The organism is Allobosea sp. CER48, from assembly GCF_044752385.1.
Classification (GTDB): domain Bacteria; phylum Pseudomonadota; class Alphaproteobacteria; order Rhizobiales; family Beijerinckiaceae; genus Allobosea.
In genome coordinates, this window is sequence record NZ_JBIWYK010000036.1 from 1 (window position 1) to 13,516 (window position 13,516).

General features: G+C 68.1%; 11 protein-coding genes. 7 read left to right on the forward strand and 4 right to left on the reverse strand.

Annotated features, from left to right (window positions below; all coding sequences use genetic code 11):
• Window positions 1-40: 40 nt before the first annotated feature.
• On the reverse strand, window positions 41-1,342 hold the full coding sequence (locus ACIPIA_RS02905) for a cell wall hydrolase (RefSeq protein WP_400506496.1): 1,302 nt from the start codon (window positions 1,340-1,342) through the stop codon (window positions 41-43).
• A gap of 146 nt (window positions 1,343-1,488) precedes the next feature.
• Here ACIPIA_RS02905 and ACIPIA_RS02910 point away from each other — a divergent pair, with 146 nt between their 5' ends.
• Both ACIPIA_RS02910 and acuI read left to right on the forward strand, forming a co-directional pair.
• Window positions 1,489-2,814, forward strand: a complete 1,326-nt coding sequence (locus ACIPIA_RS02910) for an MFS transporter (RefSeq protein WP_400506515.1) — start codon at window positions 1,489-1,491, stop codon at window positions 2,812-2,814.
• Window positions 2,815-2,911: 97 nt separating this feature from the next.
• Window positions 2,912-3,898 (forward strand): acrylyl-CoA reductase (NADPH), encoded by a 987-nt coding sequence (gene acuI / locus ACIPIA_RS02915; protein ID WP_400506498.1) that lies wholly within the window; start codon window positions 2,912-2,914, stop codon window positions 3,896-3,898.
• Window positions 3,899-3,901: 3 nt separating this feature from the next.
• On the opposite strand, the gene ACIPIA_RS02920 is transcribed toward acuI, so the two are convergent.
• Both ACIPIA_RS02920 and ACIPIA_RS02925 read right to left on the reverse strand, forming a co-directional pair.
• Window positions 3,902-4,801 carry a LysR family transcriptional regulator gene (locus ACIPIA_RS02920; RefSeq protein WP_400506500.1) on the reverse strand — a complete coding sequence of 300 codons (900 nt, stop codon included), beginning with the start codon at window positions 4,799-4,801 and terminating at the stop codon, window positions 3,902-3,904.
• A gap of 233 nt (window positions 4,802-5,034) precedes the next feature.
• Window positions 5,035-6,012 (reverse strand): L-threonylcarbamoyladenylate synthase, encoded by a 978-nt coding sequence (locus ACIPIA_RS02925; protein WP_400506502.1) that lies wholly within the window; start codon window positions 6,010-6,012, stop codon window positions 5,035-5,037.
• Window positions 6,013-6,188: 176 nt separating this feature from the next.
• On the opposite strand from ACIPIA_RS02925, the gene ACIPIA_RS02930 reads away from it, so the two are divergent.
• A complete protein-coding gene (locus ACIPIA_RS02930) occupies window positions 6,189-7,964 on the forward strand; it encodes an acyl-CoA dehydrogenase (protein WP_400506504.1) in 1,776 nt (591 codons plus the stop codon).
• A 17-nt stretch (window positions 7,965-7,981) separates the two neighbouring features.
• Here the strand turns inward: ACIPIA_RS02930 and ACIPIA_RS02935 are convergent, their stop codons facing one another.
• A complete protein-coding gene (locus ACIPIA_RS02935; RefSeq protein ID WP_400506506.1) occupies window positions 7,982-8,776 on the reverse strand; it encodes a class I SAM-dependent methyltransferase in 795 nt (264 codons plus the stop codon).
• Between the two features lie 83 nt (window positions 8,777-8,859).
• On the opposite strand from ACIPIA_RS02935, the gene ACIPIA_RS02940 reads away from it, so the two are divergent.
• The 4 genes from ACIPIA_RS02940 (at window position 8,860) to ACIPIA_RS02955 (ending at window position 13,466) form a co-directional block, all read left to right on the forward strand.
• Window positions 8,860-9,741 (forward strand): SDR family NAD(P)-dependent oxidoreductase, encoded by an 882-nt coding sequence (locus ACIPIA_RS02940; protein WP_400506508.1) that lies wholly within the window; start codon window positions 8,860-8,862, stop codon window positions 9,739-9,741.
• Entirely contained in the window at window positions 9,725-10,585 is an 861-nt protein-coding gene (locus tag ACIPIA_RS02945; protein WP_400506510.1) for an SDR family oxidoreductase, read from the forward strand. Before ACIPIA_RS02940 ends, ACIPIA_RS02945 begins: the two co-directional genes overlap by 17 nt.
• Before the next feature lie 79 nt (window positions 10,586-10,664).
• Entirely contained in the window at window positions 10,665-11,654 is a 990-nt protein-coding gene (locus ACIPIA_RS02950) for a magnesium transporter CorA family protein (protein ID WP_400506512.1), read from the forward strand.
• Window positions 11,655-11,687: 33 nt separating this feature from the next.
• On the forward strand, window positions 11,688-13,466 hold the full coding sequence (locus ACIPIA_RS02955) for an SLC13 family permease (RefSeq protein ID WP_400506513.1): 1,779 nt from the start codon (window positions 11,688-11,690) through the stop codon (window positions 13,464-13,466).
• Window positions 13,467-13,516: the final 50 nt, after the last annotated feature.

Here is a 13,516-nt window from a genome sequence, read left to right on the forward strand (position 1 = left end):
CGCGAGAAGGAGAGGCCGGGCGGGCGCCCGGCCTTTGTCGTCAGGTCTGGCCGGGGCGCAGCTGGTAGAAGACGTGCTGGCCGATCGTGTCCATCTTCTTGAGCTTCTTGGCCCAGTTCGGCCGGACATAGTTGGCGTGGTAATGCGTGGAGGCGCCGACTTCGGGCAGGTATGTCGTGCCTTCATAGACCTCGCGGGCGATCCGGACCGCGTCGCGCCACGGGCCGGGCTCGGCGATGCGCAGCGACTTGCCCTCGCAGGTGAAGGTGAACTGGCAGGACAGGTAGCGGTTGCTGTTCTGGTAGACGACGCCGCAGACGCTGCTGGGATAAAGCCCGCTCTTCACGCGGTTGAGCACGACCTGCGCCACGGCGGCCTGGCCCTGGAAGGATTCAGAACGTGCCTCGAAATAGACGGCTTCGGCGAGGCAGCGCTGCTCCTTCGCCATGGCCTCGGGCGCTATCAGGGCGGTGTAGTCCTGCTTCACGCCGGGCTCGGCCAGACGAAGGTCGCGATTGGCCGGCGCGGAGGCGAGCGCCATGCGGCCGCGCTGTTGCGGTGCGCCATGGGCTGGAAGGGCGGGTGGCGTCAGCGTGCCGATGACCGAACCGACGAGCGGGGTCGAGGACGCCTTGCGGCTGTCTTCCCCGACGGACGGCGAGGAGCCGTCGATGCTCTCGAGGAAGAGCTCCGCCTGTCGCGCCGAGGTGATCTTCGGCTTGAGCGAGACCGGAGAGGAATCGGACAGGGCCGGGTCGGTCAGGCCTTCCTCGTTGGCATAGGCCTCGAAGCCGTTCTGCGGGCCGTCGATCGCCTCGGCCGCGCGCTGCGCGTCCATCGAGAAACCGCCGGAAATGAGCTTCGGCTGGGTATCGCCGAAGACGACCTGCTCCAGCTCGATCGAGGGATGCCCGGTAAGGCCGGGCCGCAGGCTCGGCATCATGTCGCCCTTGGCGGTGCGGTCGACCTCGGGGAATTCCGCGGCGGCGCGCTTGAGATCCTCGCGCGGCGCGCGTGGATCGACCACGATTCGTCGCTCGGGATCGTCGAAGGACAGCCTGGCCTGGGTGATGGCGGAGGTCAGCGCGAGGCCGGGAAGGCGGAAGGCGCTGGCGGCGACCAGCATCGAGGGCCCCTCGGCCAGTTCGGACGCAGGCCCCGGCGCGACCCGGTCGATGGCGCTGGAGGGCAGCCCGTTGGGTCCGAAATTCTGGCCGGCGGAGGCGGTGAAGGAAACCAGCAACCCGACCGACAGCGCCCAGGGCGCGACCGTGTTCGCGGCCCATTTGATGCCGAGCGGGCGAACACCCCGTCCATGCCTGTGCTGACGCCAATGACTCAAAGCGACACACCCGTCCCGATCGCACGGAACGAAGGAAACAGCAGACAACGCTGCGCCTTCGTTGGATTCCGTTATCGCCTTGGTAAGGTTGAGCGCGGGTTAACGCCGCCCCGGCTTCCGCATTCCATGTCCTGCCGTGATGCGAGATTTCACGAAATCGCGCTGGTTGCCGCCATGGGCGGAAGCTAACGTGTAGGCACACTTCCGATACGCCCGACTCTTCGGAGAACTCCATGACGTCCACCCCAGCGCGCAGCTACGCACCGGAGGTCATCGTCGCCGCCGGCTGCCTGATCGCCCTGATCACCTTCGGCCCGCGCGCCAGTGCCGGCCTCTTCCAGATCCCGATGACGCTGCAGTTCCACTGGGGCCGCGACATCTTCGGCCTGGCGCTGGCGATCCAGAACCTGCTCTGGGGCCTCGGCGCGCCCTTCGCCGGCGCCATCGCCGACCGTTACGGCACGGTGCGCGTCCTCTGTGTCGGCGCCGTTCTGTATGCCGCCGGCCTGGTGATGATGGCCTATGCCACCACGCCGCTGCAGCTCCATTTCGGCGCCGGCGTCCTGATCGGCTTCGGTCTCTCGGCCTGCTCGTTCAACCTCGTGCTTGCCGCCTTCGGCAAGCTCCTGCCCGAGCAGTGGCGTCCGATGGCCTTCGGCGCCGGGACGGCCGCCGGTTCCTTCGGCCAGTTCCTGTTCCCGCCGATCGGCAACATCCTGATCGACACGCTCGGCTGGCAGCAGGCGCTCGTCGTCTTCGCCTTCACGCTGCTTCCGATCCTGCCGATCTCGGTGATCCTGGCGACGCGCAAGACCGGTGCCGCGGCCGGCGCCGCTGCCGCCAACCTGCCGAACCAGACCGTCGTGCAGGCGTTGACGGAAGCCTTCAGGCACCGCAGCTACGTGCTGCTCGTGCTCGGCTTCTTCACCTGCGGCTTCCAGCTCGCCTTCATCACCGTGCACATGCCGGCCTACCTGAAGGATGCGGGCCTGCCGGCCTGGGTCGGCGGCTGGACGCTCGCGGTGATCGGCCTCGCCAATGCCGTCGGCTCGCTCTCCTCGGGCTGGCTCTCGACGCGGATGCCGAAGCGCCATCTGCTGGCCTGGATCTATCTCGGCCGTGCCGTGGCGATCGCCGCCTTCATCATGCTGCCGCCCAGCCCCGCGACCTCGATCTCCTTCGGCATCGTCATCGGCCTGTTCTGGCTCTCGACCGTGCCGCCGACATCGTCGCTGGTCATGCTGATGTTCGGCACCAAGTACATGGCGATGCTCTACGGCTTCGCCTTCTTCTCGCATCAGGTCGGCGGTTTCCTCGGCGTCTGGCTGGGTGGCGTGCTCTACGAATCGATGGGCAACTATCAGTTCGTCTGGTGGCTCTCGGTTGCGCTCGGCGTGCTCTCGGCGCTGATCAACCTGCCGATCGTCGAGCGACCGGTCGAGCGGCCGCAGGCGCAGCCGCAGCCGGCCTGATCGGGAAGGCGCTTCCGCGCACGGCCGATGGGGTTGCGGCGGCACCGCGCCGCTGCAACCTTGTCGGCCCTCGCGTTTGTGAGCTCGGGAGATTGCGATGACGACGTTCAAGGCCCTCGTGGCGACCAAGGGCGAGGCCGGACCGAACCTCGCCTTTACCGATTTCGCCGAGACCGACCTGATGGAGGGCGACGTCACCGTCCGCGTCACGCATTCGACGGTGAACTACAAGGACGGCCTCGCCATCACCGGCAAGGCACCGGTGGTGCGCCGCTGGCCGATGATCCCCGGCATCGACTTCGCCGGGCGCGTCGAGGCCTCCGACAATCCCGCTTTCAGGCCGGGCGATCTCGTCGTGCTGAATGGCTGGGGAACGGGCGAGACGCATCTCGGCGCCTACGCCCAGAAGAGCCGCGTCAAGGGCGATTGGCTGGTGCCGCTGCCGGAGGGCCTGACGCCCGCCGAGGCGATGGCGATCGGCACGGCCGGCTATACCGCGATGCTCTGCGTGCTCTCGCTCGAGAAACACGGCCTGAAACCCTCCGACGGCCCCGTCGTCGTCACCGGTGCTGCCGGCGGCGTCGGCTCGGTCGCGATCGCGCTACTGGCCCGCGCCGGCTGGCACGTCATCGCCTCGACCGGGCGCGCCGAAGAAGCGGACTACCTGAAGGGCCTTGGCGCGGCGGAGATCATCGACCGCAACGAACTGGCCGCTCCGGGCCGCCCCCTCGGCAAGGAACGCTGGGCGGCGGGCGTCGACGCAGTCGGCTCGCATACCCTCGCGAACCTGCTCTCGATGACGAAATATGGCGGCGCCGTCGCGGCCTGCGGGCTGGCGCAGGGCATGGACCTGCCGGCCTCGGTCGCGCCCTTCATCCTGCGGGGCGTTGCCTTGCTCGGCGTCGATTCCGTGATGTGTCCGAAGTCGCGCCGTCTCGAAGCCTGGAAGCGCCTCGCCAGCGATCTCGATCGCGAGAAGCTCGCCCTGATCACCACGACCATCCCGCTCGATGCCGTCATCGAGACGGGAAAGGCCATCGTCGAGGGCAAAGTGAAGGGGCGGGTCGTCGTCGAGATCGGCTGATATCTACCCCTCGAACAATGCCCGCTGCCGCGCGAGTTCGTTGCTGCAGAAATCCATGAAGGCGCGCACGCGCGGCACGTGGCGGATGTCGGGATGCGTCAGCACCCAGAGGCCCGTCGAGAAATCGGGATTGGGCGGCAGGAGACGCATCAGGCTCGGCCGCTGGTCGGCGATGAAGCACGGGACCGGGCCGATGCCGAGGCCCTGGTCGACGGCCTCTGCAACGCCGAGCACGGCCGAGCTCTTCAATGCGATCCGCTCCGGCGCGACATGCTCGCGCACGAAACGGGCGGCCTTCACATGGGAGAGCTGGTCGCCGAGGGCGACCCAGTCGCGCTGGTAGAGCAGTGCCGGTTCGGCTTTTTCCGCGGCCGTGATGCCGTCTTCGGTGCGGCCGTAGATCGCCCAGGCGATGGTGGCGATGCGCCGGCCGACCAGCGTTTCGCCCGGCGTGTCGCTGGCGCGGATGGCGATGTCTGCGTCGCGCTTCGACAGGTTGAGCGCCTGGTTGCCGACCACGACGTCGAGCCGGATCAGCGGATGCGCCCGGCGGAAGGCCGCGAAGATCGGCAGCAGGACGTTCTGGTAGAGCGTGTCCGTGGTGGTGATCCGCAGTTCGCCGGAGGGGGCGACGTCGCGCCCGGCGAGGCGCCGGGCGAAGGCGGTGACGTCCTCGTCCATGCGGCTGGCCAGTGCCGCCATCTCGGCGCCGGCGACGGTCGCGACATAGCCGGTCTTGCGGCGCTCGAAGAGCGGCATGCCGACGAACTCCTCGATCTGGCCGAGACGCCGGAACACCGTCGAGTGATTGACCGAGAGCGCCGCCGCCGCGCCGGTCAGCCCGTCATGATCGGCGATGGCCTTGACCAGCCGGAAATCGTCCCACGCAAGCTTGGCATTCATTGGCAGCGTTTCCTTTTGAAGGCACGCAAGCCGATATCTTGCATCGATGCAAGCTGGAGGAGTTCAAATCCGGGAGAGCGGGTAACCCTCAAGCAGGAGAATATCCGAGCCCTCTTCCTGAAGAGCCGCGTAAGCGGCGTCTCGAAGGATGTTCCGGAAACCTCCGGAGCCTCCTGAAGCATCCTTCGAGACGCAGCCTGCGGCTGCTCTTCAGGATGAGGGCTGCGAAACTGTCAGCGTGGCGCCGCGGCGCGCCGCAAGCGGTCGTTGATCGCCTCGCCCAGGCCCTGCTCCGGGATGCGGGCCACGGCGATCGTCCGCAGCCCCATCTCGTCGAGCCGGCGCATATGGCCGAAGAGATTGCTGGCAGCCTCGCGCAGGTCCCCGGTAGGGCTCAGGTTCAGCGCCGTCGGAAAGTCCTGGCCCGGCCCGAAGCCGAGCCAGGCCTCGCCCTGCTCCGGTGCGTCGGCGTCGAGCCTGACACGCGCCGCCGGCGCATAATGCGAGGTCAGCATGCCCGGCGCGATCGGGGCGTGGCCGGCATCGCCGGCGAGTACGAGCGGCCGGCCGATGACATGCTCGATCGCCGCACGCGGCACCCCGCCGGGGCGCAGCAGGCGCGGCGTGCCGTCGAGGCAGGCGACGATGGTCGACTCGACGCCGACTTCCGTCGGGCCCGCATCCAGCACCGCATCGATGCGACCATCGAGATCGGCCATGACATGGGCTGCACTGGTGGCGCTGATCCGTCCGGAACGATTTGCGGAGGGGGCCGCGATCGGCCGCCCGGCGGCTTCGAGCACGGCATGGGCGATGGCATGGGCCGGGACGCGCAGCGCGACCGTACCGAGCCCAGCCCGCGCCAGTTCGCTCACCGTGCAGCCGCTGGACACAGGCACGACCAGCGTCAGCGGCCCCGGCCAGAAGGCTTGCGCCAGCGCCAGCGCATTGGCGTCGAACAGCCCCTGCCGTCGCGCGGCGGCGGGGTCCGGCAGGTGCGAGATCAGCGGGTTGAAGCTCGGACGCTCCTTGGCGGCGTAGATGCCCGCGACGGCCGTGCCCTCGGTGGCATCGGCCGCCAGTCCGTAGACCGTCTCCGTCGGCATCGCGACGAGCCCGCCGGCACGCAGCAGTTCCGCCGCCTCGGCGATGCCGTCGGCATTTGCGGCAAGAAGCTTCGTGCGGCGGGTGACGGAGAGGGGCTGGTTCACGACGAGATTGACCGGATATGGTTTATATATAAACTAACTGGCGGGCGCGACACGGGACGAAGGTCGCGCTCGCTTGCGCGTGGCATAGGCGATAGTTCCTCGCTACCATCGCGGCAACGGCAAATGCGGGCTGCGGCTGCCCTTCGGGAGCGGCGCGGGCCTCAGGGAGACGACCAATGAGCTATCGCGCCCCGGTTTCGGACATGCTCGCCACCATGCGCCATGTCGCAGGCCTCGACCGGCTGATCGCGGAGGGGCTGGCGCCCGAGCTCGAAGGTGGCGTCACCGAAGCCGTGCTCGACGAGGCCGCGAAGTTCGCGACGGATGTGATCGCCCCGCTCAACCGCGTCGGCGACGCCTATGGCTCGAAGCTGAAGGACGGTGCCGTCACCACCCCGCCGGGCTGGAAGGAGGCCTACAAGGCCTGGGCCGAGGCCGGCTGGAACGCGCTGCCGGCGCCGGAAGCCTATGGCGGGCAGGGCCTGCCGACGCTGCTGCAATCGGCCTGCATCGAGATGTGGAACTCCGCCGCCTTCGCCTTCGCACTTGGCCCGCTGCTGACGGTCGGCGCGATCGAGGCGATCCATGCCCATGGCTCCGACCACCTCAGGGAGACCTATCTCGCCAAGCTCGTCTCCGGCGAATGGATGGGCACGATGAACCTCACCGAGCCGCAGGCCGGTTCCGACCTCAACGCGCTGCGCAGCAAGGCGGAGCGCCAGCCGGACGGTACCTACCGCATCACAGGCCAGAAGATCTTCATCACCTATGGCGAGCACGATCTGACCGAGAACATCGTCCATCTCGTGCTGGCGCGGCTGCCCGATGCTCCTGCCGGCACGCGCGGCATCTCGCTCTTCCTCGTCCCGAAATACCTGGTGAACGCCGACGGCTCGCTGGGCGAGCATAACGACCTGCGTTGCTCCGGCATCGAGCACAAGCTCGGGATTCACGCCTCGCCGACCTGCTCCATGGCTTTCGGCGACAATGGCGGCGCCATCGGCTGGCTGATCGGCGAGGAGAACCGCGGCCTCGCCTGCATGTTCACGATGATGAACAACGCGCGCCTCAACGTCGCCCTGCAGGGCGTCGCCATCGCCGAGCGCGCCTATCAGCAGGCGCTCGCCTTCGCCCATGAGCGAAAGCAGGGGGCCGCGCTCGATGCGCCGAAGGGCGCGCCGATGAGCGCGATCATCGTCCATCCGGATGTCCGGCGCATGCTGATGGACATGCGCGCCAAGACGCAAGGCGCCCGCGCCATCTCCTATCAGGTCGCGGAGGCGCTGGACCGCTCGCATCGCGAGCCCGACGAGGCCAGGCGCAAGGTCGCGGCCGAACGCGCCGCGATCCTCACCCCGATCGCCAAGGCCTATTCCACCGATATCGGCATCGATGTCGCCTCGACCGGCGTGCAGGTGCATGGCGGCATGGGCTTCGTCGAGGAGACCGGGGCCGCCCAGCATCTGCGCGATGCTCGCATCGCCGCGATCTACGAGGGCACCAACGGCATCCAGGCGATCGATCTCGTCACCCGCAAGCTGCCGCTGTCCGGCGGCGAGGCGGTCAGGGCGCTGATCGCGGAGATGCGCGCCGTGGTCGGCGAGGTCGAGCGTGCCAACACGCCGGGCTTCGGCCATGCCGCCGCCCGGCTAGGCGCCGCCGTCGATGCGCTGGAGCGTGCGACCGAATGGATGCTGGCGACGCTCGGCACGAGCCAGGCGGACGTACTGGCCGGCGCCACGCCCTACCTCAAGCTCTTCGCCCTGGCGCAGGGCGGCACGGGTCTGGCCAGGAAGGCGCTCGCCTCCCGCGCCGAGGCGGAGGGCACCGGCGATCTCGCCACTGCCCGCTTCTATGCCGAATGCATTGCGACCGAGGCGCCGGCGCTGGAGCTGGCCGTGACGGAAGGTGCGGGCGCCATCGCCGATGCGGCTGCGGTCTTCGCGGCGTGAGGGCCGCGGCGCCCCGTTCAGCCCGCCGCGCCCTTGCGGGCGCGGACATGCAGGAACAGCGGCGCCATCCGCGTATCGGCCAGATAGGGCTCCCGCTCTGCCGTTTCCGCGTCGATGCGTGGTTCGGCCATGTGCTCGATGGTAAGGCCGGCCGCAACGATGAAGGCGATCCATTCGCTCAGCGTCTTGTGAAAGACGGGAACGCGGAAGGGCTCGCTGGTGGCCTTTTCCCGCTCCGGCGCGGCGCCGAAGCGCCAGACCTCGATCGCGCCGGCCGGATCGCTGAAATATTCGGAGATGAGGAGGCCGGTCACCATGCCCTGCGCATCGCGCAGAACCTTGCGGTTCGGCGGCGCGAAGCAGGGGTGCAGGATCGAGAACTGCAGGAAGCCGCCGGGCTTGAGCACGCGCGCGGCTTCGGCGATGCCGAGATCCTGCCGGTGCATGTCCATCAGCGACATGAAGGCGGTGGCGAAATCGAAGCTCTCGTCGGCGAAGGGCAGGGCAGTGCCGTCGCTCTCCAGATAGGTGATGCCGAGCGGCGTCGCGGCCTCGGCCTCGCGGGCGTGGCGAATGAAGGTCGGCGCGATGTCGATCGCCGTCATGCGCGCGCCGCGCTCGGCGAGCCTGCGCGTGTTGCCGCCTTCGCCGCAGCCGATATCGAGGCCGCCGAGCCCGGTGATCGCCGGCAGGTTCGCCAGGAAGACCGGCGTGTTCAGCGCGTCGCGATAGAGGTCGTAACCGGCCCGCGCGTGGCGCGTCCAGGTTTCGGCATTCGCCTCCCAGCAGGCGGCGACATTCGTCCTGTCCATGGTGCGGCTCCGATGCGAGGGGAGCGGGGCTATAGAGCAGCGGATGGAGTGTGGCTAGCCTGCGTCAGCGGCGTCGGGCGTCCATGAAGAACGGCTCTCTTCCGCTCGCCGGCCGGATCTGCCTCGTCGCGGGGGCGTCGCGCGGGCTCGGGCGCGGCATTGCCAGGGCGCTGGGCGAGGCGGGGGCGACCGTCATCGTCACCGGCCGCTCCAGCGAGGCGGGGCCGCATACCGACCAGCGTCCGGAGACCTTCGAGGATGCTGCGCGCGAGGTCGAGGCCGCCGGCGGCAAGGGCCATCCCTATCGCTGCGACCACACCAATGAGCGCGAGGTCGACGGGCTCGTCGCCTGGGCGCTGCGCCGCTTCGGCCGGCTCGACTGCGTCGTCGATGCGGTCTGGGGCGGGAATGAAGGCTATGACGGCGAGCGCTATCCCGACGGCTCCGGCTTCGGCACGCCATTCTGGCGCCGCCCGGCGGCCCGGCTGGGCGAGAGCTTCGAGAGCGGCGTCTATGCCCAGTTGCTGCTGGCGCGCGCCGTCGCGCCCGCCATGGTGCAGATGCGGTCCGGCCTTATCGTCACCGTGAGCTTCGACACCGCGGGCGGCTATCTGGGAGACGTCTTCTACGATCTCGCCAAGGCCGCGATGAACCGCCTGAGCTTCGCCATGGCCGAGGAGCTCAAGCCTTTCGGCGTCACCGCGCTCGGGATTTCGCCGGGGCATGTCCTGACCGAGCGCGTCAGGGATGCCGGGCTTGCGGCCGAGACGACCGAGACGCCGCTCTATGCCGGCCGTGCCGTTGCCGCGCTCGCTGCCGATCCGCAGGTCGCCCGGCATGCCGGCCTCGTGCTGCCGGTCGCCGATCTGGCGCGGGCCTATGGCTTCACCGACCGGGACGGCTCGCAGCCCGCCCGCTTCATCATCACGAACGAACAGGGAGGCGGAGATGTCGCTCAAGGGTAAGACGCTTTTCATCACCGGCGGATCGCGCGGCATCGGGCTGGCCATCGCGCTCAAGGCAGCCAGGGACGGCGCCAACGTCACCATCGCCGCCAAGACGGCCGAGCCGCATCCGAAGCTGCCGGGCACGATCTACACCGCTGCGGCCGAGATCGAGGCGGCCGGCGGCAAGTGCCTGCCGCTGATGGTCGATGTCCGTGACGAGCAGGCCGTGGCCGAAGCCATCGCGAAGACGGCCGAAACCTTCGGCGGCATCGACATCGTCGTGAACAATGCGAGCGCGATCCAGCTCGCCAATACCCAGATGATCGACATGAAGCGCTTCGATCTGATGCATCAGATCAACACGCGCGGCACGTTCATGGTCTCGAAATATGCGATCCCGCATCTCGAGAAGGCCGAGAACCCGCATATCCTGATGCTGTCGCCGCCGCTCGACATGAAGACGCATTGGTTCGCGCCGCATCTGGCCTATTCCATCGCCAAATACGGGATGAGCCTGTGCGTGCTCGGCCTCGCCGGCGAACTGGCGCCGAAAGGCATCGCGGTCAACGCGCTCTGGCCGCGCACGACGATCGCGACCGCCGCCGTCCAGAACCTCCTTGGCGGCGACAAGATGGTGCAGGCGAGCCGCACGCCCGAGATCCTCGCCGACGCCGCCCACATGATCTTCTCGAAGCCATCCGGAGAGTTCTCCGGCAACTTCCTGATCGACGACAGCTTCATGGCCGGGGAGGGCGTCACCGATTTCACACCCTATCGCGTCGACGCTTCCGTGCCGCTGATGCCGGACTTCTTCGTGCCGGCGGACCCGAAGCCGCCAGAGGGCGTGAAGGGCGGCGTCTGACCCGTCATCGGTTTGACATCGGCCTCGGATCGGAGTTCCTGCCGGTTCCTATCCCGACCGTGCAGCGAGATTCGCGCCCATGCTGATGATCCACGGCATCTGCCCCGACACGCGCGACAAGCTTCGCCATACGACGCTCGGGGCGGACCAGGCCTTTCCGGCAGAAGCTGTGTGGATCGATCTGCTGAATCCGACCCCGGAGGAAGACCGGCGTGTCGAGCAGCATCTCGGCATCTCGATCCCGACGCGCGAGGAGATGCATGATCTCGAGCCGTCCGAGATCATCTACACCGAGAACGGCGCGCGCTTCATGACGGCACGTATCATCTGCCAGTCCGACACCGTCGTGCCGAAGCTGGCGGACGTCACATTCATCCTCACCGAGAAGGCGCTGGTGACGGTGCGCTATGACGAGCCCGGCGCCTTCAACATCTTCCTCAACCGCGCGACCAAGCCCGGCGGCTGCGGCCAGCAGCCGGAGGCGGTGCTGGACGGCCTGATCGAGGCGATCGTCGACCGTGCCGCCGAGGTACTTCGCGGCGTCGGCGACAAGATCGACATCGCCTCGCGCCGGGTCTTCGCCGGGCGCGGCCGCGATGTCGAGCAGGGCGGCGTGTATCAGGTCGTCATCCAGAAGATCGGTCAGTACGAGCACATCATCTCGAATGTCCGCGAGAGCATGGTTTCCGTCGAGCGCGTGCTGCTCTTCCTTTCCGCCAACTACACCAGGCCGAAGAAGGCGCAGACCGGATTCTCGGCCGAGTGGCGCTCGGCCGTGCGCGACGTGCAGGCCATCGAGGAACACGCCGCCTTCCTGTCCAACAAGCTGCAGTTCATGATGGACGCGACGCTCGGCCTCGTCTCGATCGAGCAGAACAAGATCATCAAGCTTTTCTCGGTCGTCTCGGTCGCGCTGATGCCGCCGACCCTGATCGCCTCGATCTACGGCATGAACTTCAAGGTCATGCCGGAGTTGGACTGGCAGTGGGGCTATCCGCTGGCGATCGGTCTGATGATTCTCTTCGCGGTGCTGCCCTATATCTTCTTCCGCTGGAAGAAATGGCTCTGAGGCCAGGCTTTCGGCGCCTACCCTGACGACCGGATGACCCAGCCTCAAGTCCTTTCCGTCCTCCTCGTCGCCGGCATGATGGCCGCCTTTCTCTGGGGCCGGCTGCGCTACGACATCGTCGCGATGCTGGCCCTGCTGCTCGCCGTCGCGCTCGGGCTCGTGCCGGCCGCCGAGGCGTTCAAGGGCTTTTCCGACGATATCGTCATCATCGTCGGCAGCGCGCTGGTACTCAGCGCCGCGGTCGCCCGGTCGCGGATCATCGAAAGGCTGTTCTCGAAGCTCGGGCCGCGCCTCTCATCGACGCAGCTCGAGGTGCCGCTGCTCGTCTTCGCCGTCGCCATCATGTCGGCGATCATCAAGAACATCGGCGCGCTCGCCATGATGCTGCCGATCGCCTACCAGCTTGCGCGCAAGGACGGGAAATCGCCCTCGATCTTCCTGATGCCGATGGCGTTCGCCTCGCTTCTCGGCGGCATCGTCACGCTGGTCGGCACCTCGCCCAACGTCATCGTCTCGCGCGTGCGGCAGGAACTCGGCGGCCAGCCCTTCAGCATGTTCGACTTCGCGCCGGTCGGCATCGTCGTGGCGTTGGTGGGCTGCGCCTTCCTGAGCGTCGGCTATCGCCTGCTGCCGCGGGACCGGCGGGGCGCCGTCTCGCTCGACCAGGCCATCGACATCAAGGACTACCTCACCGAGGCGAGGCTCGGCGAGAAGTCGCTGCTCGCCGGCAAGACCGTCGCGGACCTCAAGGCGATCGGCGGCGGCGGGGCCGAGATCGTCTCGATCCTGCGCAACGAGCGGCGCGTGCAGGCGCCCCTGCCGGATGCGGCGCTGCGGGCGGGCGACATCCTGCTGCTGCGTGGCGATGCCGCCGTGCTGGAACGGGTCATCGCGGAAGGCGGGCTCGATCTCATTGGCAAGGATCGCCCGACGCAGAAGGGCGATGCCCTCGATCCGGACCGCATCGCCGAAGCGATCATCGGGCCGGATTCCGTACTGATCGGCCAATCGGCCGGAGACCTCGCGCTCCATGATCGCTTTGGCGTCAACATGATCGCGATCAGCCGTTCCGGCGAGCGCTTCAGCCAGCGCCTGCGCGACATCCGCCTGCGGGCCGGCGACATCGTCGTCATCCAGGGGGACGAGAAGCTGCTGCCGGAAAAGCTCTCCGAGATGGGGCTCTTGCCTCTGGCGGACCGGCTGGTGCCGCTCGGCTCGACGCGCCGCGTCGTGCTGACGGCGTCGATCACGCTCGCGGCGATCATTGCGCTGGCGGCCGGGCTCGCGCCGGTGCCGCTCGTGTTCTTCGCTGCCGCGGTGCTGCTGATCGCCCTGCGCTGCGTCCCCCTGCGCGAGGCCTATCAGAACATCGATGCGCCGATCCTGCTGATGCTGGCGGCGCTGATCCCGGTCAGCGACTCTCTGCGAACGACCGGCGCCACCGACCTTTTCGCCTCCTGGCTCGCCATGATCGGTGGCGGCCTGCCCGGCTGGGCCGCGGTCGCGCTTATCCTCGTCGCGGCGATGGCGGTGACGCCCTTCCTCAACAATGCCGCGACGGTGCTGGTGATGGCGCCGATCGGCGCCGGCTTCGCCAAGAACCTCGGCTACAATCCCGACGCCTTCCTGATGGCGGTGGCGATCGGCGCAGCCTGCGACTTCCTCACGCCGATCGGCCACCAGTGCAACACGCTGGTGATGGGGCCGGGAGGCTATCGCTTCGGCGACTATGCGCGGCTCGGCGCGCCGCTCTCGCTCATCGTCATCCTGCTGGCCGTGCCGATGATCCTGCTGGTCTGGCCGCTGCGGTGACGCCTAGAGCAATTTCGAGCGCAGTGGACACCGGGTCGGGTAAAGAAAAT